This window comes from Campylobacter sp. CNRCH_2013_0671h, assembly GCF_025773055.1.
GTDB lineage: Bacteria > Campylobacterota > Campylobacteria > Campylobacterales > Campylobacteraceae > Campylobacter_D > Campylobacter_D lari_D.
The window spans coordinates 73,081-94,291 of record NZ_JAKMTG010000007.1 but is presented as its reverse complement, the minus strand read 5'-3'; the positions used below and the strand labels follow the sequence as shown (position 1 = coordinate 94,291).

Annotated in this window: 25 protein-coding genes; 18 read left to right on the top strand and 7 right to left on the bottom strand. The window is 28.9% G+C overall.

Features of this window, described 5'->3' with window-relative positions:
- Positions 1 to 998: hypothetical protein (locus L8X97_RS06365; protein ID WP_263662895.1), on the bottom strand; the 998-nt coding region annotated here is incomplete at its 3' end.
- Between the two features lie 84 nt (positions 999 to 1,082).
- Between L8X97_RS06365 and L8X97_RS06360 the strand changes: the two genes are divergently transcribed.
- The 5 genes from L8X97_RS06360 to tilS are packed head-to-tail and all read left to right on the top strand — an operon-like array spanning position 1,083 to position 5,742.
- On the top strand, positions 1,083 to 1,382 hold the full coding sequence (locus L8X97_RS06360) for a hypothetical protein (protein ID WP_263662894.1): 300 nt from the start codon (positions 1,083 to 1,085) through the stop codon (positions 1,380 to 1,382).
- Complete coding sequence (locus tag L8X97_RS06355) at positions 1,382 to 2,104, top strand: SDR family NAD(P)-dependent oxidoreductase (RefSeq protein ID WP_263662892.1); 723 nt, start codon at positions 1,382 to 1,384, stop codon at positions 2,102 to 2,104. The genes L8X97_RS06360 and L8X97_RS06355 overlap by 1 nt, the downstream gene beginning before the upstream one ends.
- Entirely contained in the window at positions 2,097 to 3,434 is a 1,338-nt protein-coding gene (locus L8X97_RS06350; protein WP_263662890.1) for an ANL family adenylate-forming protein, read from the top strand. The genes L8X97_RS06355 and L8X97_RS06350 overlap by 8 nt, the downstream gene beginning before the upstream one ends.
- A 39-nt stretch (positions 3,435 to 3,473) precedes the next feature.
- Entirely contained in the window at positions 3,474 to 4,790 is a 1,317-nt protein-coding gene (gene rimO / locus L8X97_RS06345) for a 30S ribosomal protein S12 methylthiotransferase RimO (protein WP_263662889.1), read from the top strand.
- Positions 4,780 to 5,742: a tRNA lysidine(34) synthetase TilS gene (gene tilS / locus L8X97_RS06340; protein ID WP_263659432.1), complete on the top strand. Its 963-nt coding sequence runs from the start codon at positions 4,780 to 4,782 to the stop codon at positions 5,740 to 5,742. The genes rimO and tilS overlap by 11 nt, the downstream gene beginning before the upstream one ends.
- On the opposite strand, the gene L8X97_RS06335 is transcribed toward tilS, so the two are convergent.
- The 3 genes from L8X97_RS06335 to L8X97_RS06325 all read right to left on the bottom strand — a co-directional run bounded on the left by L8X97_RS06335 (position 5,723) and on the right by L8X97_RS06325 (position 8,553).
- Complete coding sequence (locus L8X97_RS06335; protein ID WP_263660689.1) at positions 5,723 to 7,090, bottom strand: phosphomannomutase/phosphoglucomutase; 1,368 nt, start codon at positions 7,088 to 7,090, stop codon at positions 5,723 to 5,725. The two genes, tilS and L8X97_RS06335, sit on opposite strands and share 20 nt — an antisense overlap.
- 1 nt (position 7,091) lies before the next feature.
- On the bottom strand, positions 7,092 to 8,090 hold the full coding sequence (locus tag L8X97_RS06330) for a hypothetical protein (RefSeq protein WP_133319607.1): 999 nt from the start codon (positions 8,088 to 8,090) through the stop codon (positions 7,092 to 7,094).
- A 253-nt stretch (positions 8,091 to 8,343) separates the two neighbouring features.
- On the bottom strand, positions 8,344 to 8,553 hold the full coding sequence (locus tag L8X97_RS06325) for a hypothetical protein (RefSeq protein ID WP_039662706.1): 210 nt from the start codon (positions 8,551 to 8,553) through the stop codon (positions 8,344 to 8,346).
- 169 nt (positions 8,554 to 8,722) lie between these two features.
- Between L8X97_RS06325 and L8X97_RS06320 the strand changes: the two genes are divergently transcribed.
- From L8X97_RS06320 to L8X97_RS06290, 7 genes are all read left to right on the top strand, one after another.
- On the top strand, positions 8,723 to 8,929 hold the full coding sequence (locus L8X97_RS06320) for a hypothetical protein (RefSeq protein ID WP_263659434.1): 207 nt from the start codon (positions 8,723 to 8,725) through the stop codon (positions 8,927 to 8,929).
- Positions 8,926 to 9,180, top strand: a complete 255-nt coding sequence (locus tag L8X97_RS06315; protein ID WP_263659435.1) for a hypothetical protein — start codon at positions 8,926 to 8,928, stop codon at positions 9,178 to 9,180. Before L8X97_RS06320 ends, L8X97_RS06315 begins: the two co-directional genes overlap by 4 nt.
- Before the next feature lie 19 nt (positions 9,181 to 9,199).
- Positions 9,200 to 9,499, top strand: a complete 300-nt coding sequence (locus L8X97_RS06310; RefSeq protein WP_263659436.1) for a hypothetical protein — start codon at positions 9,200 to 9,202, stop codon at positions 9,497 to 9,499.
- A complete protein-coding gene (locus L8X97_RS06305; protein ID WP_263659437.1) occupies positions 9,465 to 9,680 on the top strand; it encodes a hypothetical protein in 216 nt (71 codons plus the stop codon). Before L8X97_RS06310 ends, L8X97_RS06305 begins: the two co-directional genes overlap by 35 nt.
- 87 nt (positions 9,681 to 9,767) lie before the next feature.
- Positions 9,768 to 11,342: an ABC-F family ATP-binding cassette domain-containing protein gene (locus L8X97_RS06300; RefSeq protein ID WP_263662888.1), complete on the top strand. Its 1,575-nt coding sequence runs from the start codon at positions 9,768 to 9,770 to the stop codon at positions 11,340 to 11,342.
- The gene (locus L8X97_RS06295; protein WP_039617462.1) at positions 11,339 to 11,671 is read left to right on the top strand and encodes a hypothetical protein; all 333 of its coding nucleotides are present in this window, start codon (positions 11,339 to 11,341) and stop codon (positions 11,669 to 11,671) included. The genes L8X97_RS06300 and L8X97_RS06295 overlap by 4 nt, the downstream gene beginning before the upstream one ends.
- A 50-nt stretch (positions 11,672 to 11,721) precedes the next feature.
- Entirely contained in the window at positions 11,722 to 12,054 is a 333-nt protein-coding gene (locus tag L8X97_RS06290) for a hypothetical protein (RefSeq protein ID WP_263661144.1), read from the top strand.
- A gap of 18 nt (positions 12,055 to 12,072) precedes the next feature.
- Here L8X97_RS06290 and L8X97_RS06285 read toward each other — a convergent pair whose 3' ends face one another.
- Positions 12,073 to 12,654 (bottom strand): IMPACT family protein, encoded by a 582-nt coding sequence (locus L8X97_RS06285; RefSeq protein WP_263661146.1) that lies wholly within the window; start codon positions 12,652 to 12,654, stop codon positions 12,073 to 12,075.
- 74 nt (positions 12,655 to 12,728) lie between these two features.
- Here L8X97_RS06285 and galU point away from each other — a divergent pair, with 74 nt between their 5' ends.
- The 3 genes from galU (at position 12,729) to L8X97_RS06270 (ending at position 15,357) form a co-directional block, all read left to right on the top strand.
- The gene (gene galU, locus L8X97_RS06280) at positions 12,729 to 13,559 is read left to right on the top strand and encodes a UTP--glucose-1-phosphate uridylyltransferase GalU (RefSeq protein ID WP_039667975.1); all 831 of its coding nucleotides are present in this window, start codon (positions 12,729 to 12,731) and stop codon (positions 13,557 to 13,559) included.
- A complete protein-coding gene (locus L8X97_RS06275; RefSeq protein ID WP_047208746.1) occupies positions 13,549 to 14,772 on the top strand; it encodes a glucose-6-phosphate isomerase in 1,224 nt (407 codons plus the stop codon). Before galU ends, L8X97_RS06275 begins: the two co-directional genes overlap by 11 nt.
- Before the next feature lie 129 nt (positions 14,773 to 14,901).
- Positions 14,902 to 15,357 carry a Dps family protein gene (locus L8X97_RS06270; RefSeq protein ID WP_133319614.1) on the top strand — a complete coding sequence of 152 codons (456 nt, stop codon included), beginning with the start codon at positions 14,902 to 14,904 and terminating at the stop codon, positions 15,355 to 15,357.
- Positions 15,358 to 15,694: 337 nt separating this feature from the next.
- Here L8X97_RS06270 and L8X97_RS06265 read toward each other — a convergent pair whose 3' ends face one another.
- Entirely contained in the window at positions 15,695 to 16,858 is a 1,164-nt protein-coding gene (locus L8X97_RS06265) for a 2,3,4,5-tetrahydropyridine-2,6-carboxylate N-succinyltransferase (protein ID WP_263662886.1), read from the bottom strand.
- A gap of 10 nt (positions 16,859 to 16,868) precedes the next feature.
- Positions 16,869 to 17,972 (bottom strand): Mrp/NBP35 family ATP-binding protein, encoded by a 1,104-nt coding sequence (locus tag L8X97_RS06260; protein ID WP_133319616.1) that lies wholly within the window; start codon positions 17,970 to 17,972, stop codon positions 16,869 to 16,871.
- Positions 17,973 to 18,079: 107 nt separating this feature from the next.
- Here L8X97_RS06260 and L8X97_RS06255 point away from each other — a divergent pair, with 107 nt between their 5' ends.
- Genes L8X97_RS06255 through L8X97_RS06245 form a run of 3 tightly spaced genes read left to right on the top strand, consistent with a single transcriptional unit; the run spans position 18,080 to position 21,211 of the window.
- Complete coding sequence (locus tag L8X97_RS06255; RefSeq protein WP_220566788.1) at positions 18,080 to 19,195, top strand: bifunctional 2-C-methyl-D-erythritol 4-phosphate cytidylyltransferase/2-C-methyl-D-erythritol 2,4-cyclodiphosphate synthase; 1,116 nt, start codon at positions 18,080 to 18,082, stop codon at positions 19,193 to 19,195.
- On the top strand, positions 19,192 to 20,067 hold the full coding sequence (locus L8X97_RS06250) for a hypothetical protein (RefSeq protein ID WP_263662882.1): 876 nt from the start codon (positions 19,192 to 19,194) through the stop codon (positions 20,065 to 20,067). Before L8X97_RS06255 ends, L8X97_RS06250 begins: the two co-directional genes overlap by 4 nt.
- A complete protein-coding gene (locus L8X97_RS06245) occupies positions 20,045 to 21,211 on the top strand; it encodes a sulfate adenylyltransferase (RefSeq protein ID WP_133319619.1) in 1,167 nt (388 codons plus the stop codon). The genes L8X97_RS06250 and L8X97_RS06245 overlap by 23 nt, the downstream gene beginning before the upstream one ends.

The window sequence follows — 21,211 nt, the reverse complement described above, 5'->3', positions numbered from 1 at the left end:
GAGATGTCCACGTAGTTTAGTGTACTTTTTTTATTCTCAGAAAATACAACCATAAACGAATTTTCAGTTGCAGACTCATCCATACTAAATTCAATGTAAGTGTTTCTATCAATCACAAAATGTTTTTTTATATCCAAAAACGTATTAAAACATGCTGCTGCCTTTACAACACGATATTTAGCATTAGAAATAACAACATTTCCATAACTTTGTCTTTTCTTTGTCCAATTTCTTATCTTAAGCTCTTCATTATATGTGTGTATACCTATTAAAATATAATTTTCATATTTATTTGGGAATTTTATCTTAACATCTTTATCTATTCTGTACACATCGCTTTCTTGAAACAATACATGTTTTCTTAATGTATGCTTTAAATTATTTCCAAATTGCTCAAGTTTTTCAGGAGTCAAATATATAAAACTAGGATTATCTGTTTTTATATTATCTTTAGAATATTTAAAATACAGAATATTATCTACAATATTTTTTCCAAGATTATACATAATAGTATGAATTTGATGAACTGGATCTGGATGTGATGAAAAGAAACTTAAAATTTCATGTTTTTCGTAATAGTTGTGCATATCAATACTATTAAAACCATATTTATTACACAATAGCTTGTGAATATTTCTTATATATTTTTCAATTTCATTTTTACGAGTATTCACTAGTAATAAATTTAAAATTCTTTTGTTAATTTTATACAATTCTTCATATAACCAACAAGTATTTCTAATACACTCTTCAAAACCAATATCATCAAATATAACCCTATCAACATCTGCTAAATTGCATTCTAAAACCACCAAGTCCGCTTCTTTTATACGTTGTTTGTATTTCAATATTGTGTAAATTTTACTAGAAGCGATCGAACCACCAATAGATAAATTATCAAAATCAATATTTTCCTGAGATAGTCCAGCTCTAAGCCCTCCAGGTAGAATAGAATTGCTCGCTCCCATTATTAAAATTTTGTACTTTTTTTTCAACATAAATACTCCAACTAAATTTTTAATGAATATTTTATTATATTTTTGCTATATTAAAAATAAAAATTTAGGAAAGGTATAACATTAATGAAAAATAAAATACAAGAACGTATCATACAAACACTCCAATCAACAGCAGATGAATATGAAGTAGAAGAATTAAAAACAGCAAATGAAAATACAAAACTATATAATGGCTTTGGAGGTTGTCTAGACTCTCTAGCCCTAGTTAGCTTGGTTGCTGATCTAGAAGAACTTCTGAGTAAAGAATTTAACAAAGAAGTTACTCTAGCGGATGAAAAAATGATGAGTGCTAGAAATTCTCCATTTAAAGATGTTGAAAGCTTGACTGATTATATAATTAAAAAACTCCAAGAGCAAGAATAATGCAAAAAATCATCATTATCACAGGAACTAGAAAAGGCATAGGTAAAGAACTGAGTGAATATTATTTAGCAAAAAATCATATAGTTTGTGGTTGCTCAAGAGGTAAAGCAAGTATAGATCATAAAAACTACAGACATTTTGAATTAGATGTTTGCGATGAAAAAGCTGTAGTTTCTATGGTAAGAAGTATAAAAAAAGAATTTGGAAAAATTGATATTTTAATTAATAATGCTGGTATAGCAGCCATGAATCATATATTAACAACTCCATTTAAAAGTTTAGATAATATTTTTAAAACTAATGTCTATGGTAGTTTTTTGTTTATAAGAGAAGTTTCAAAGATTATGAGCCAAACTTATAAAAAAGAACAAATTGCTATGCCTTATAGGATTATAAATTTTTCTACTGTTGCGGTTGCTTTAAGGTTAGAAGGAGAAGCTATATATGCTGCATCAAAAGCAGCTATTTGTAATTTAACTCAAGTTTGCGCTAAAGAATTAAGTTCATTTGGCATTACTTGCAATGCCATAGGACCTACTCCAGTTCCCACTGATTTAATTAAAAATGTCCCAAAAGATAAAATACAAGATTTACTTAATAAACAAGCTATAAAAAGATTTGGTAATTTTCAAGATGTTGTTAATGTGGTTGATTTTTTTATTAATGAAAAAAGTGATTTTATAACAGGACAAATAATATACTTAGGTGGGGTAAATGGCTAAGTTTAAAAATGTCTTTTTAAATAAAGTTTTCAATGAAAATCAAGAACAATGTGTTTTAATCTATGAAGAACAAAAATATACTTACAATGATTTATATAATAATATCATCAATAAAATCAATTTATTAACAAAACTTAAAGATATAAATATTGTAGGTATTATGGGAGATTATGATTTTGAAAGTATAAGTTTATTTTTAGCGTGTATTGAGCTTAATAAAATAATTATTCCTTTTATCAATGAAAGTGAGATTGATAACAAACTTGCCGAAGTTAATTGTGATATTTTATTTAAAAACAATCAATATAAGCTACAGGAAAAACATTATAACAATCATGATTTAATCCAAAAACTTATAGATAATAATAAACCTGGTTTGATTTTATTTTCAAGTGGCAGTACAGGTAAACCTAAAGCTATGGTGCATGATCTTGATAAAATTTTAAATACCTACCTTAATAAAAAATCAAAAAAACTTAATATTTTATTATTTTTAATGTTTGATCATATAGGCGGTTTAAATACTTTGTTTAACTGTCTTAGTATGAATGCTTGTGCAATTGCTGTAAAAGATAGAAAAAATATTGAAGCTCTAGCTCAAACCATAGAAAAATATCAAATTTCACTCTTGCCTGCTTCACCTTCTTTGCTTAGTTTAATGTTGGTAGCAAATGTAGTTGAAAAATATAATTTAAATTCTTTAAAACTTATTAGTTATGGCACAGAAAGAATGTCAGAAACTTTACTTGTAAAATTAAAACAAAGTTTTCCAAAAGTTAAATTTCATCAAACCTTTGGCACAAGTGAAGTAGGTATTGCTCAAACAAAAAGTTTTGGAAACTATTTTAAATTAGAAAACATAGCATATAAAATTATCAATAATGAGCTATTTTTAAAAAGCAATATGCAAAGTTTGGGTTATTTAAATGCCGATAACTCTGTTTTTACAGATGATGGATACTTTGCTACTGGAGATTTGGTTGAAGTAATCAATGAAAATGGCGAAGAATATATTAAAATTATCGGAAGAAATAAAGAAGTTATTAATGTTGGCGGAGAAAAAGTATTACCTCAAGAAGTAGAAGGTATATTAATGCAAATACCATTTATACAAGATTGTTTAGTCTATGGACAAAATAACCCTCTAACAGGCCAAAGTGTTTGTGTAAAAATTGTATTAGAAAAAAATGAAATTTTTACTACACTAGAAGCTAAAAAAAAGATAAGAATGTTTTGTAAAGATAAACTAGCTAATTATAAAATACCAACTAAAGTGGAAATTGTTCAAAGATTAGAAATTAGTGAGAGGTTTAAAAAAATAAGGATATAATTTCTTAAAGTAAATTATAAAACATTTAAAGTGAGAAATATGCCAAAACTTTTTTTAATGTCTTTAGGTTGTAATAAAAATTTAGTCGATAGTGAAATCATGCTTGGAAGATTAAGTGATCATGAAATTTGTGATGAGCCAAGCTTAGCTGATGTTTTGATTGTAAATACCTGTGGTTTTATAGATAGCGCTAAAAAAGAAAGCATAAATGCGATTTTAGACTTACACGAGCAAAGAAAAAAGGACTCGTTGCTGGTTGTAACAGGATGTTTAATGCAGCGCTACCGCGAAGAATTAATGAAAGAACTACCTGAAGTTGATCTTTTTACCGGTGTGGGAGATTATGAAAAAATTGATGAAATGATACTTAAAAAAACTAATCTATTTTCAAATTCTACTTACCTGCAAGATAAAAATACCAATCGTGTGATCACAGGATCAAACTATCATGCTTTTATCAAAATAGCTGAAGGGTGCAATCAAAAATGTTCATTTTGCGCTATACCAAGTTTTAAAGGCAAACTTAAATCAAGAAGCTTAGAAAGTATTATAAATGAAGTAAAAGAACTTGTTAAAAAAGGCTATAAAGACTTTTCTTTTATCGCTCAAGATACAAGTTCATATTTGTTTGATCAAGGTCAAAAAGATGGGCTTTTAAAGCTTATTGACGCTATAGAAAATATCCAAGGTATAAAGGCTGCTAGAATTTTATATCTATATCCAACAAGCATTAGTAAAGAAGTGATAGAAAAAATCATTCAGTCAAAAGTTTTTGTAAATTATTTTGATATGCCTTTACAACACATCAGTGATAATATGCTTAAAATCATGAAACGCGGAGCTAACAAAGCTAAATTAATCGAACTTTTAAATTTAATGAAACAAGCTCCAAATTCATTTTTACGCACAGGTTTTATAGTAGGACACCCTGGAGAAAATGATGAGGATTTTGAAGAATTATGCGCTTTTATAAAAGAATTTGATTTCGATAGAATTAGTGTTTTTGCTTATTCTAAAGAAGAAGATACCGCAGCTTTTGAAATGGAACAAATTCCTAGTAAAATCATCAATGCAAGATTAAAAGTGATAGAAAAAATTGTTGATGATTGCATAGAAAAAAGTTTTAATCAACAAGTTGGTAAAAAAACTTTAGCGTTTTGTGAAGGTCAAAGCTCTGAAGGAGAATTTTTCATCGGTGCAAAAGATTTGCGTTGGGATAGAAATATTGATGGAGAAATTCTCATCAATGAAAGTGATTGTGGAAATTTAGAAATGGGCGAGCTTTATGAGTGTGAAATCACACAGAGCTTAGATAAAAAACTCATTGCAAAAGCCTTAAGAAAGTTTGATGATTGATAGCAAATATTTAAATCATTTAAAGCAAGGGAAAAATCTTTTAGCATTTTCTCATGGGAGTGATTCTAGTGCTTTATTTTTCATGCTTTTAGAAAAAAATATAGATTTTGATCTTGCTTTTATAAACTACAAAACTCGCAAAAATAGCGATAAAGAAGAGCAAAGTGCTAAAGAATTAGCCAAGTATTTTCATAAAAAAATTTACATCAAAACCGCACCCAAGATAACAAAAAATTTCGAAGCCCATGCAAGAGCTTTGCGTTATGAATTTTTTGAAGAACTTTGCAAAAACCACTCTTATGATAATCTTTTACTAGCTCATCATTTAAATGATAAACTAGAATGGTTTTTAATGCAATTTTCCAAAGGCGCAGGACTTAGAGAATTACTTGGTTTTAAAGATATTGAAAAAAGAAAATATTTTACCATCATAAGACCCTTGCTTGAAATTCCAAAAGAAGAAATTTCAAACTACCTAAAAAACAACAATATCGCTTATTTTCATGATGAGAGTAATGACAATGAAAAATATTTTAGAAATTTCATACGCAAAAAATTTGCTAATGAGTTTTTAAAGCTTTATCCAAATGGAGTAAAAAAGAGCTTTAAATACCTAGAAAAAGACTTAAAAGAAGAAAATATTTGTGAATTTAAAAATATTTACATTACTCATAAAGATGAAAGTTTAATCGCAAAATGTTTTAAAAAACTTGGAGTACTTTTAAGTGCTAAACAAAGACAAGAAACTTTAAAAGGCGATGGAGTAATTTCGCATAAAATAGGCATTGTTTACATACAAGAAAAAGTTTTGATTTTTCCTTTTGTAAGTTGTGAGAAAATGCCAAAAGAATTTAAAGAAATTTATAGAAAAGCAAAAATCCCTAAACTCTTAAGAGCATATTTATACACAAAAAATATTGATGTAAAAGAACTTATGCAAGCTCTTTTATGATTTCTTCAAAAAGTTCTTTTACTCTTGTTTCTAAAAAGTCTTTAAATTCAGCACTTGTAGCTTCAGCACGCATGATAAGATATGGACTTGTATTAGAAGCACGCAAAAGCGCCCAGCCTTCTTTAAAGGTAATTCTAACTCCGTCAATTTCATTACAATCAAGCACATTTTCAAAAGCATTTGCTTTTACTTTTTCTTTAAATTTTTCTATGATTTGAAATTTATTTTCTTCACTAACCTTAAGCTTAATCTCTTCACTTGCATAAAGTTTTGGTAATTCTTTAACTAATTTTTCTATATCAAAACCATTTACTAAAAGCTCTAAAGTTCTTAAAAATGCATAAATTCCATCATCATAACCAAAATATCTATCTTTAAAGAAAATATGCCCACTAAGCTCTGCTGCTATATCGATATTTTGCTCTTTCATCATTTTTTTAATATTAGAATGTCCAGTCTTACCCATCATGATAAAACCAAATTTAGCTACCTCATCAAAAAGGTTTTTAGAGCATTTTACTTCACCTAAAACTCTAGGATTTTTTATATTTTTAGCAAATAAATAGCAAAGCTCATCGCCCTTAAATACATAGTCTTTACTTGCTACTACTAAACGATCCCCATCTCCGTCAAAAGCAAAGCCCATTTTTGCATTTTCATTTTCTTTTAGCGCAACTTGCAATGCGTGTAAATTTTCAAGCTCTGTTGGATCGGGCGCGTGATTTGGGAAATTTCCATCAGGATTTTCAAATAAAATTTGTGCATTAAGATTTAATTTTTCCACCAAAGGCTTTATAATCACTCCAGTAGCTCCATTTGCACAATCAATAATGATTTTTTCTTTATAGCCCTTAAGATGTGAAAAATGTTTAGCTAAAAAGTCTATGTATAAGCTTTTAATATCATAATTTTCATATCTTAAATCATCATTGATTTCAAGTTCTAAATACTCTTGCACTTTTAAAGAAAGCTTTTTCAAATCAGCACCAAAAAAACTTTCTTTATTAATCGTTATTTTAAAGCCATTGTATTCTTTTGGATTATGCGAACCTGTTATCATGATATTTGCATCAAAAATATCATCAAAAAATAAACTAAAATACCCCATAGGAGTTGGTGCTAAGCCTATATTGAAAACTTGCATATTAGCTTTATTTAAACCGCTGATTAAATAGTTAAAAAGTTCATTTGCACTATATCTTGCATCATAGCCTACGCTTACTTTCTCACAACCCCTTGATTTCATTTCTAAACCCAAAGCATAGCCTATAGCTTTTACACTTTTTTCATTTAACTCACTTGGGTAAAGCCCTCTTATATCATACTCTCTAAAAATCAAATCTAACATTTTAATCCTTTTGTCTTCTAAGTTCTAATTTTGCTTGTTTTAAACTTTCTTCTATGTTTTCATTTTTGCTTGATAAACAAAGTTTAATTTCTAACTTTACATTTTGTTCTTTAAATTCAAAACAATATTTTTGCATAAAATTTTCAAGCATTTGAAGCTTGCTTTGCACAAAGGCTATATTTTCATTTTCAAATACAATAATAAAATAATCCTTATCATCTTTAAAAACCCTAGCATGTAAAGCTTTTTTTAAAATCCTAGCAAATTCATGCATTATAAACTCGCCCATTTTTGAGTCTTTTTGATGATAAATTTCATTGATATTTTTTACTTCAATCAAGGCTAAATGAAAATTTTCAAGTCCTTGGGCATATCTTCTTAAGGCCTTTAAATTTGGCAAATTGGTTAAAGTGTCAAAAAAGGCTATTTTATAAGCTTTATACACTAAAAATCCTATCAACACCAAAGAAGCAAATTCATAATAACCCAAATCAACACTATTGTAAAATAAAAATTGCACGCTCAAGCCCATATAAGCTAGCAAAAAATGAAAATCATTATTTTTAAAATATGAAAATAATAAAAATATCATTCCTACCCAAAATACACAAAAGCTTAACTCACTAATAGGCTTAAAAAATTGCGTTGAAAGGCCGAAAATTTCACTTGTAATGCTTGCATTAAAATTAGTACTTGTGCTAAGTATTAACGCTACAAAACCCATAAAGGCTAAATACGCAAATTTAATAAAATTAATTCTTTCAAAAACAAGCTTACTATCTTGCAAAAACACAAAAAGCACAAAAGAAAAAGGTAAAAATACCGAGATAAACAAATGCGCTTGATATTCACTTGCCACTAAAGATAAAGCCCTAGCACATAAAATCAACAAAAGCAAGAAAAAAATCTTATTTTGCTTAAAAAAATAAGCTAAAAATAAAGCTAAAAATTCCAAAACAAAACTAAAAGAAGGTAAAAAAGATAATAAAACTAAACTCAATCAAATAACCTTAATTTAAAAATAATTTTAAAAATTATACAACAATTTTGAATTATTTTTTTAATACATATTATAAGTAAAATAAAAATAGAAATTAAAATAAATATGCCTGAAATATGCTTAGTAAAAAATAATGTAATTTATCTTAGATAGTTAAATTTCAAAGCAACAAATGATAACACGAAAAAACTTTTAAAATAAAACTTTATGAAATTAAAAAGCTAATAAATATATTAAAATCATTAAATTGTTTTTATTTAAATTTTGCAATTTCATCTTGTATGGTTTGATTTATCTCAAGTAGCTCTTCATAATTTTTTTTATTTTTTTCCAAAAGTTCATCAAATTTAAAGCCAAGCATAACGATGCGATATAAATTAGGTTTGTATTTTCTCCAATTATACAAAGTGCTAACATCAATATCTAATTCATATGCCATATCGCGTTTGCTCTTTTTTGCCATAAGCTACCCTAAATTTTTAAATACTTATGGGCTGATTTTACATTAAAAATTCTTTATTAAAAACAATTGAAATATTCTATGTTTTATTTAATTAATATTGATTATTTCAATATTAATTAAGCTAAATTGTGGAATAATTTAATATCATTTTTTAAAAAGGAGTTTTTTTGTGGATAAAGTGGATTCGATAGCAAACATTGCGTGGGCTATTGGTGGTGATTATGAATTAGATTTAATTGAACAAAAGCTTGGAAAATTTTCTAGCGAACAATTAAAGCAATTTGATAGTAGAATAGATAAACTAAATTTAAAAGAAGCACCAAAATTACGATTTTTAACATTTTTTTCGGTGCTTTTGGAATTGCTAGATTTATGACTGGGCGAAAAGTTGCAGGTTGGATAAGAATATTTCTTTTGGTTGCTATACTTATTCTTCCACGGATTGTGTTTAATGGACTCCAAAGTGAATTCGCAGGGATTGCATTTGTATTTGGAGGTGCAATTTTAATCGGTTTAAAAATCTTAATTATAATTTTATGGATTTGGGATATTACAAGAGCTGATGATTTGGCTTATAGTTATAATTTTGTATCAAATTATGGATTTGATACAAAATATAGAAAATGAAGATAAACAAGAATAAATAATGATGAATTTTAACGCGTTAATTACACTTCAAGGTGCAGCTAACACAGGAAAAACTGCAAGCATTTCTCGTGCATTTTTACGTACCTTAGAAAAGAAGCCTTTAATAAGATATTTTAAATATTATGAAAAAGGAGATTTTATAGCCGTAGTAGAATTTAAAGATCAATATGTGTCTTTTTGCTCAGCTGGTGATGATTTGGAACTTGTAAATAAATTTGAGCTCTTAAATAAGGAAGCTTTGGAGCAAGGTGTAAAGTGCTTCGATGTTTTTTATAGTTGCATATCGCACAAGGGGTAAAACTTGTGAAATTATAAAACAATACTTAGAGCAAAATACTCAAGCGAGAGTTAAAGAGTTTAAAAGCCTAACTAAGAGTGAGTTTTATGAGGAAAATGGGAAATTTTTACAGACAAAAATGGAGAAATATGTAGAGCAGTGTTCTGAAGAGCTTTACAAAACGATTAAATCTTTTCTTTAGTATGATATTTTAGGTTTGACTTGATTCAAGCCCTTCTTCATTCAAAAGTTTTTCGCTACAATATCTAGAAAATTCTTAAGGAAAATTATGGTAGAAGTAAAAAATCTCACTATGCGTTTTGCAAATCAACTTTTATTTGAAGATGTAAATTTAAAATTAAACCGTGGTGAAAGATATGGACTTATAGGTGCAAATGGCGCAGGAAAATCAACCTTTTTAAAAATTCTCTCAGGTGAAATAGAATCAAGCAGTGGAGAAATTTGCATAGATCCAAATTTAAAAATCGCAGTGTTAGGACAAGATCAATTTGCTTTTGAAAACTACACTATCAAAGATGCGGTAATGTGTGCAAATAAAAGATTATATGATGCACTAAAAGAAAAAGAAAAACTTTATATGAGTGAAGAATTTACTGATGAAATCAATGATAGATTAAGCGAGCTTGAAATCATAACAGCAGAAGAAGATCCAAACTATGATTGCGAACTTAGATGTGAAAAAATTCTTAGCTCTTTAAATATTAAAGATTTTAATGCTCTCATGAGTACTTTACAAAGTGCGGATAAATTTAAAGTTTTATTAGCTCAAGTATTATTTTTAGGTGCTGATGTATTATTTTTAGATGAACCTACAAACAACCTTGACTTAGAAGCTATTTCTTGGCTTGAAAATGAACTTTTAAGACATGAGGGAACTTTAGTAGTAATTAGCCATGATAGACATTTTCTAAATAAAGTTTGTACAAGAATTTTAGATGTAGATTTTAAACAAATACGCGATTTTGCTGGAAATTATGATGATTGGTATATGGCTTCAACCTTGCTTGCTAAACAAGCTGAACTCAAACGCGATAAAACCTTAAAAGAAAGAGAAGAATTAGAAAATTTCATACGCCGTTTTAGTGCTAATGCTTCAAAAGCCAAACAAGCTACAAGTAGAGCTAAAGCTTTAGAAAAACTTGAGCTTGAAGAGATTAAAACTTCAAGTAGGCGTGATCCTAGTATAGTTTTTAGAACAAATAGAGAAATAGGAAATGAAGTTTTAGAATTAAAAGGTATTAGCAAAGCTTATGATAAAACTTTATTTGAGAATTTAGAATTAAAATTAGAAAAAGGTGATAAAATAGCCTTAATCGGAGCAAATGGTGTTGGAAAAAGCACTTTAGCTAAAATCATTGCATCAAAATTAGAACCTGATAGTGGCCACATCCACCTTGGTGCTACCATAGAAATGGGATATTTTTCACAAGATACGACAAATTTAATCAATGAAAATTTGAAACTTTATGAATGGTTAATGAGTGAAAAATTCAAAGATTTAGATGAAATTCGCAAATGTCTTGGTAGAATGCTCTTTAGCGGAAGTGATCAAGAAAAAATGGCTTCTAGCTTAAGTGGAGGTGAAAAACACCGCTTAATGCTTTCAAGATTAATGTTAGAACGCGGAAATTTCTTGCTTTTAGATGAACCGGATAATCATTTAGATCTTGAAAGTATCATTGCATTAGGTGAAGCCTTGTATAATTTCAAAGGTTGTGTGATATGCATAAGTCACGATAGAGAGCTAATTAGTGCTTTTGCTAATCGTATATGGTTTTTAGAAGATGGGAAATTAACAGACTTTAAAGGAAATTATGACGAATTTTTAGGAGGTTTAGAATGAATTCGTTTAAGATAAAATATGCAGCTGGTTTTGGACATTTTACTCAAAATCACAGAGGTTTTGGCCCAACTATTTATGTAGAAGAAAGTATTGATTTTCAAAGTGAAAAAGATTATTTTGACTATGTTGAATTTTATGAAAAATTCAGCAAAGAAGATGATACTTATTTTCACATTTCATTTTTAGAAGATCGCCCTTTAACTTCTCAAGAATTAGAAAGTAGAAATGCTTATAGAAAACTAAGAGATGAGCGCTGTAATAAAGCTAGAGAAGAGTTTATCAAAAACAATGAAATAGAAGCTGAATACTACCCAACTCATGGTGATTAAGGAATGATTTTTGCTTGTTTTTTCCTTGTAATATTTTGAAAGGAGAAAACATGCAAGTTAACCATGATAATTTATCGGTTAAAGAGTATGGATATGGTCAAAGTAGTGCCTATAAAAGCACTCAAGGAGCTAATGAAGACTTTATGTCTTTACTTAGTCAAAACAATAGCGAAAATTTAAACGAGCAAAACATAAAACTTGATGAGCTTTTTTCAAAAGCCATGAGTCAAGATCAATTTAGCACAGGAATTTTTAGCTCAAATATGTCAAATATTTATAATTATCGTTTTAGAGGACAAAACGAAACTCCTATGCAAGCTAATATAGAAGAAAAACAAGAGCCACAAAAAGATATGGTAAAAGATCTTTTAAATTCTTTATGAAAAGAAGTAAGCAAACGCTTACTTCCAAATAAGTCCACTAAATTCAAACTCTTTTGCAAATTTTTTAAATTCCTCTTCTTCTTTTGTATTAACACTTAAAATCAATTCAACATTTTCTTGAAATTTTTTTTCATAAGAAATATTATTTTTATTTAAAAAATGCTCAAATCTTGCATAAAGATAAAAAGGAATGTTTAAACTTAAAATATTTTTAGCTTCAAATTCTAAAAGCATTGCATTTAAAATAGCTTCATTTGTAGCTTCACTATAAGCTCTTACAAGACCACCTGTACCAAGTTTAATCCCTCCAAAATAACGCACCACAATCACTGCGCAATTAATAAGCAAAGCTCCTCTTAAGACATTCAAACAAGGCATAGCAGAAGTTCCTTTTGGCTCACCATCATCGCTTTTATCTTCTATGATTTGATCAAATTCATTTAAATACCTATAAGCATATACAAAATGCACGGCTTTTAAATGCTCATTTCTTAGCTTTTGCATTAAAGTTTGAAAATCTTCAAAAGGACATAAAAACGACAAAAAAGTTGATTTTTTGATTTCTATTTTTGCTTGATAAATTTGATTAATAGTTTTCATTTTTTCCTTAAATTAGTTATAATATTTAAATAAAATTATAATCAAAACAACTTATAAAAATTTAAGGATAAACTATGCTTCAAACTTGTATTTTTCCTGCAGCAGGTTATGGTACTAGATTTTTACCTGCTACAAAAACCCTACCTAAAGAAATGCTACCTATACTAACTAAGCCTTTAATTCATTATGGTGTAGATGAGGCTTTAGAAGCTGGTATGGAAACCATGGGCTTTGTTACAGGGCGTGGAAAAAGAGCTTTGGAGGATTATTTTGATATTTCTTATGAACTTGAACACCAAATCGCAGGTACTAAAAAAGAATATCTTTTAAGTGAAATAAGAACACTCATAGATCGCTGCACTTTTACTTTTACAAGGCAAAATGAAATGAAAGGCTTAGGAGATGCGGTTTTAAAAGCAAAGCCTTTAGTGCAAGATGAAGCTTTTGGAGTTATTTTAGCAGATGATTTATGTGTAAATGAAGATGGGGTAAATGTCTTAGCTCAAATGGTAAAAATTTATGAAAAATACCGCTGCTCTGTTATAGCTGTGATGGAAGTTGAAGCTGATCAAGTTTCAAACTATGGGGTTATAGCAGGAAATGCTGTGGAAGAGGATTTGATCATGGTAAATTCTATGGTAGAAAAACCTGATCCAAAAGATGCTCCAAGCAACTTAGCTATCATAGGAAGATACATTCTAACGCCTGATATTTTTGGTATTTTAGAAAATACTAAAGCAGGTAAAAACGGAGAAATTCAACTAACTGATGCATTACTTTCACAAGCAACTAATAATATGGTTTTAGCTTATAAATTTAAAGGAAAAAGGTTTGATTGTGGAAGCGTAGAAGGCTTTGTTGAGGCGACAAATTATTTTTATGAGAAAAGTAAAAATGCTAAATAATACTTTATTTTTTAAAACCCAAGATTTTAAAAAAATTACCGCTTATGCAAATAGAATGAATGATGAGTTAGAAAGTGGTGATATAGGGTATTATCACTTAGTAGATACAAGCTTTGATTTAATCAAAGAAAGCAAAGAATTTATCGCAACTAAAACTCATATAGAAAATATCGTTTTAGTGGGCATGGGTGGATCAAGTTGTGGGGTTAAAGCTTTAAAAGAACTTTTATTTGATCAAGTAGAAGAAAAAAAACTTTTCATTATAGATAATACTTCCTCACATACTTTTACCCAAACTATGCAAAAAATAAATCCCCAAAAAACACTTTTCATCATAGCAAGCAAATCAGGCACAACTATAGAAGTGATTTCTTTATTTAAACTCATCATTGCTCATTTTGATTTTAAAAATGAAAATTTACACAAAAATTTTGTGTTTATTACTGATTTTGAGTCAAAACTTCACAAACTAGGAGAAGAATTAAATATAAAATGTTTTTTTATACCTAAAAATGTCGGTGGTAGATTTAGTGTTTTATCTGCTATTGGTATTGTTCCTTTGAGCTTTTGTGGGTATGATACTAAAGCCTTATTAGAAGGTGCAAAAGCTTGTTATGTAGATTTTTTTGAGAAAAAATGTGATCAAATTTTACAAAAGGCTTATCATTACTGCACACATAAAAGTGCGCATATTAATGTGCTTTTTTCTTATGGGGATGCTTTTAAAGGTTTTAATGAATGGTATATTCAACTAATTGCTGAAAGTCTAGGTAAAAAACAAGGCTTTAAACGCATAGGTTTAACTCCTATTGCTTTAATTGGTGCTAGAGATCAGCATAGCTTTTTACAACTTATCATGGATGGACCTAAAGATAAAACTGTTACTTTTTTAAAAATCAAAGATAGTCAAAAATCTCCTAGTATCCCGAATATAAGCTTTAATCATTTACAAAATTGTGATTTTACTAATGAAGTTAATTTACATAATCTTTTAAACGCGCAATGCGATGCAACCATGCATGCATTAATTGCTGAAAATTTAAGTGTTGATGTAATAGAACTTGAGAAATTAGATGCTTATCACTGTGGGTATTTGATGTATTATTATGAGTTATTTACTTCTGCATGTGGCATTATGCTTGGAATTAACACTTATGATCAACCTGGCGTAGAGGTGGGAAAATTAATACTCAAAAATATATTAAGTAAATAAATTTGCTTTATTGTAAAAAAAGAGTATAATGAAAATATAATAATTATTAACATTAAAATTTATTAGATAATAATAATTATTATTTAAGAATTTTATGTTATAATTTTAAAAATAAAAAAAGGAGATAACATGTCAGTAACAAAACAATTATTACAATTACAAGCAGATGCTCATCATTTATGGGTTAAATTTCATAATTATCATTGGAATGTAAAAGGTTTACAGTTTTTTTCAATTCATGAATATACAGAAAAAGCTTATGAAGAAATGGCAGAACTTTTTGATGATTGCGCTGAAAGAGTTTTACAACTTGGAGAAAAAGCTATTACTTGCCAAAAAGTTTTAATGGAAAATGCAAAAAGCCCAAAACTAGAAAATGGTAAAGATTGCTTTACTCCTGTAGAAGTTTTAGAATTTATTAGAGAAGATTATAAATATCTTTTAGCTGAATTTAAAAAATTAAATGAAGAAGCTGAAAAAGCAAGCGATACTACAACTGCAGCATTTGCTCAAGAAAATATCGCAAAATATGAAAAAGTTCTTTGGATGCTTAATTCAACTATCCAAAATACTTGCTCTATGTAAGAATTTATAATGTTTTTTGACTTACAAAGCTTTATTGCTTTAAGTCAAAAAACAAATTTAACTTCCCAAGAGAAACTACTCTTATAAAATTCCAAGTTCGCTTAAGTACTGTTTTATAATTATAGTTTATAGCAACTCAATGTATTTTTAAACAAAAATATATCATTGAAAAATGATCATCACAAAATATTATTTAGATAAGTATTCAGCTCAAGCTTTTATGTAGGAATTTTCACTAAAAAAGCTAAATACTAAAAATCATTTTTACAATATCTATAGTTTAATTTAAAATCTACAACATGAGTTTTAAAATTCTTAACCCATAAGGGCTAAGAATTTAATGTAGATCTTCATTAAGTTTTACAGCTTTTTTATTTAAAGCTGCTATCATCACTCCACTTTGAGAGTCTTGTCTAAAATGCAAGCCATTTAGCCCTGCTAATTCTAAACCTTTGTATATATCTTTGTCAAATTTAAAATCAGGATTGATTTTTTGAAGTTCTTCTTTATTTTTTAAAGCAAATTTAGTCCCTTCTAAAACAGCAATGCCTGCATCAACGATACAATTATCCCCTAAAGGAATTCCCGTAACCGAATTTGCACCCAAAAGACAAGCTTTACCAATGCTAATAGCATTACCACTTGTACCACTTAAAACACCAAGTATAGAAGCACCGCCTCCTACATCGCTACCTTCACCCACAACAGCTGATGAACTAATACGCCCTTCTACCATACAAGCTCCAGTTGTACCTGCATTAAAATTCACATAAGCAGCCCCTGGCATGATAGTAGTACCTGCAGCTAAAACCGCCCCCATTCTTACTTTAGAACTTTCTAAAATTCTAGTATTATCCTCAGGAACAACATGAGCTAAAAATCTTGGAAATTTATCTACATAATCAATCCTTGGATACCTTCCACTCATTTTTAAATCAATCTCATTTTCTCTTAAAAAGTCCAAATCAATAGGCTTATTGTCACTCCATGCAACATTTGGTAAAATCCCAAAAGCACCTGTTAAATTTAAACTTCTCAAAGGTACTTTTTTATTTGAAAGCAAATAAAGTTTTAAATACACACTTTCTAAGCTTTTTGGCGCTTCATCTTCAAAAATACAAACAAAAGAAAAAGCATTTTCTCTAAAATTTTCCTTTGCTGCTTTGATTGCTTCTATATTTTTATGACCTTGCTCTTGTAAAAATGGCGCAAAGCATTCAAGTGCAAAATCCAAATCTTCTTTAATCAAAGTAGCCACAAACTCACTTTCATTAAAATCAACATCAACCCCTCTTCTAAAAAAAGCTTCAAACATAACAGCTGCAGCGGCATAATTTTGCTCAAAATTAATCACACCAAAATTAGCTTGAAGTTTTTTACTAGGATCAACTTGACTTAGATCAAGTCTTGCTATAGCAAAAGCTTTAGGCTTTTTATAATTAATCCTTTGTTCGATTTGCTTGATTAAATTTAAAAATTCTTCTTTACTTTCTATTGGCATATTTTCCTCCTTATTGCGAGCACGCGCTTTTGCCATTCATTATAGGTTGAATAGCTGAGTTATCTACTTTACCTTCTTGATTAACCTTTTCTATAAATTCCCAGATTTTTTCAGCAGCTTGTAAATATCTTTTTGAACTTACACTCTCAGGCATATAAAAACTTACAGGCTTACCGCTATCTCCACCTTCTCTTACACTCATTTCGATAGGAATTTGAGCTAAAACTTCACACTTATAAGCTTTTGCCATTTCTTCTGTGGTGCCTTTACCAAAGATATCATATTCTTTACCATTATCAGGACATAAAAAGCCACTCATATTTTCTATAATACCTGCAACAGGAATGTGCAATTTTTCAAACATATCTAGCGCTCTTTTGCTATCATCTAAAGACACTACTTGAGGAGTACTTACACACACACCCGCACTCACTGGTACGCTTTGAGCTAGGGTAATTTGCGCATCACCTGTTCCTGGAGGCATATCAAGCAATAATACATCAAGTTCAGGCCAAAGCACATCAGCTAAAAGTTGTTCAATCGCTTTCATGATCATAGAGCCACGCCACATTAAACCCTTACCTTCTTCTATCAACACACCCATACTCATCATATAAACTCCATGAGATAAAATAGGACGAATTTTTTGACCTACAATTTCAGGTTTGCTTTTACTCTCACCTAGCATTCTTGGTATATTTGGTCCATAAATATCTGCGTCCAAAAGCCCTACCCTTTTACCCATTTTAGCCAAAGAAATCGCTAAATTTAAAGTTGTAGTACTTTTACCTACCCCACCTTTTCCACTTGAAATCATAAGAAAATTTTTAATTTGCGGAGCGATATTTTTACCACTTCTTGAATTGCTTTTTTCTTCAGGAATTTTTGGCTGTATGATTTCTAAATTAAGCTCTAAATTTAAATCTTTTAAAACATTTGCAATGTTTAGTCTAAGTTCTTGTGCAATTTGAGCATTAGCCGAAACGATTTCAACTACAATATGAGCTTGTTTTTCATTCAAATCAATCTTTTTTACAAAACCAAAACTTACTATATCTTTTTTAAATCCCGGATATATAACTTGTTTTAGTCTTTCTTCGATTTTTTCCTTCAATTTTTCTCCTTGTTGTTTAAAATGATTAATTCTACTAACTTAAATATAAATTTTGGCTTTTATGGTGTATAATATCGTAACATTAATAAAAAATTAAGGTGTAACAAATGTTAGATATTTCCTTGATTATGCTATCAGCAGGGGAGTCATCAAGATTTAATGCTCCAGTAAAAAAGCAGTTTTTAAGACTAGGTGAACATCCATTATGGCTTTATGCAACTAAAAATTTAAGTTCTTTTTACCCTTTTAAACAAGTAATTGTTACTTCTGGTAATATTTCTTATATGAAAAGATTTGCACCTGAGTATCATTTTGTTAAAGGCGGTAATACAAGAGCACAATCATTACTTAATGCTTTAAATTTAGTACAAAGTGAATATGTTTTAGTTAGCGATGTCGCAAGGGTTTTGATTTCTAAAAACCTTTTTAATAATATTATAGAAAATTACGATAAAGCAGATTGTATTACACCTGTTTTAAAAGTAAGCGATACAGCAATTTATGCTCAAGAAGTTATCGACAGAGATAAAATAAAACTCATACAAACCCCTCAACTTTCGCGCACAAGTATGCTCAAAAAAGCTTTAGAGCAAAATGCAAATTTTACCGATGATAGCACAGCAATACAAGCTATTGGTGGTAAGATTTGGTATGTACAAGGTGATGAGTTAGCTAAAAAAATTACCTTTAAAGAAGATTTAAAAAGCTTAAATTTACCAAAACCATCTTGGGAAATTTTTAATGGAAATGGCTTTGATGTGCATGAATTTGGAGAGCAAAGAGCCTTACTTTTAGGCGGAGTAAAGGTACATGAAAATATGGGCTTGAAAGCTCATTCTGATGGAGATGTGCTAACTCATGCACTAATTGATGCGCTTTTAGGTGCAGCAGGACTTGGAGATATTGGAGAACTTTTTCCAGATAATGATATACAATATAAAAACGCAGATTCTATGCTTTTATTGCAAAATGCTTATACTTTGGTGCAAAATTATGGATTTGAGCTTGTGAACGCTGATATTACAATCATTGCACAAACGCCCAAGATGAAAGATTTTAAAGAAGATATTGCTTTTAATATAGCCAAAATATTAAAAGTAACACCAAATAAAATCAATATCAAAGCCACCACCACAGAGCATTTAGGTTTTGTAGGAAGAAAAGAAGGAATTGCTGTTTTAGTAAGTGCGAATTTAAAATATTTTGATTGGATGAAATTATGAAAGTTTTAATAGTAGAAAATGAATTTTATTTAGCCCAAAGCATAGGTTCAAAACTTAATTCTATAGGTTATGATTGTGATATTATTGCAAATGTTAATGAGCTTGCTCATCATGATTATGAAATCATTTTGCTTTCTACTAGTATGGCTAATTTTGAACATATTGTAGAAATTTTTAAGCATAAAATTATTATTTTACTTATATCTTATATAAGCTCAGATACAGTTTTAGCGCCACTAAAAGCCGGTGCGAGTGATTATATACAAAAGCCTTTTATGATAGAAGAATTAACGCGAAAAATCAAACATTTTCAAGAATTTAAGAAAATAAATATTTTAAATTATACTTATCAGTCTTATTTAAAACATAAATTTGAGACAGCCAAATTACCAACTTTTGATTATAAAAAATTCAAATTGCCTTTGATTTTAAAAACTAATAATCAAAATTTTGCAGATCATTTTGTATTTAACTATACCAATGAGCATAATGTCGCAAATATTTACATAGATCTTTCACATCAACAAAATTTAGATAAAATCTTTAAAGATAATTGTTTATACTATCTTGTAAATTTCCAAACTCTAAAATCATCAGACAAAGAAAAAGTGTTAAACCTTGCTTTAAAAAAAGCTGTTATTATACATACAAGTACAAATGTTGAACATAGTGATTTTCAAATTTTAGAACTGGGTGAGGATGAGAAAAACTTCGAAAGTAATGGAATTTTAACTATTGATGATTATGTTAAACATATTATCATTAGTTATCAAAATGTCTTTCCTGATACAGATTTGTCAAAAAAATTAGGAATTTCTAGAAAATCTTTATGGGAAAAAAGGAAAAAATATGGCATTACAAAGAAAAAATAGTATTACAATCTCAGAAGAAGAATACGAAGTTTTATGTTTTATCAAAGAAGGAGTTTTTGGTTCTTTTACAAAATTAATGAATCAAAAAGAAAGAGATGAAGTTATAGCCACAGGAATGATACATAAACAAAAAATTCCTTATACTCTTACCTTTGCACCTGCAAGTACAAAAGAAAACAATACTGCTTTAGAAAATGCAAAAGTTGGCGATAAAATAGACTTTATTTGCAATGATAAACCCATAGGACATATCATTTTAGAAAGCAAATTTGAAAATGATAAAAATAGCAATGATATTTTTAGACCTAATGCTTGCTTGATCCAAGATTTTGGAAAAATTTGTATAAGTGGCGAATTTGAAATTTATCACAATAATATCAAAGCCATTAAAGAAGATTTTGAAAAAATCAAAAAAAGATTAAATCCTTCTAATATCACAGCCATTGTTTCAAGTTTTGATCCTTTTCATAGAGCACATGAGAGAATTTTAAGATGGGCTATAGAACAATCTGATTTAGTGATTATTTTCCTTATAGAATCCTATGAAAACAACGGATTGAGCTTAAAACTCAAAAAGCGTTGTTTTGATGTTTTTGCGCAAAATTACTTACCATCTTCTAGGGTTTTACTCATACCTTTACATAATATCAAAATTTTTGCCTCGCATTTAAACCCTGTGCTTGAGTGTGCTTTGGCTAAAAGTTTTGATTGCAATAAACTTTTTGTAGGACAAAATCATGCAGGACTTGGAATGTATTTTAATCAAAACAGAACCTTTACCGTGCTTGATGATTTTGCAAAAGATTATAATATAGAAGTTACCATACTTCCTGAATTTGTATTTTGTGATGAATGTAAAATGGTAGTAAGTACCAAATCATGTCCCCATGGAGCTCATCATCATATGAAATACCATGGTGATTCTTTAAAAAATTTACTTAGACTTGGTATCATTCCACCAGCAGTTTTTATAAGAAGAGAAATTTCAGCTTTGATTTTATCTGAGCTTTTCCCAAATCGCTTTCATAATAAACAAAATATCTATAGTAATCTTTTCCCTACACATGGTATTTTAGAGTATCGAAGCGATAAAGAATTTTATGAGCAACTTATAAAACTTCATCAAATGTCATATATGGTGTAA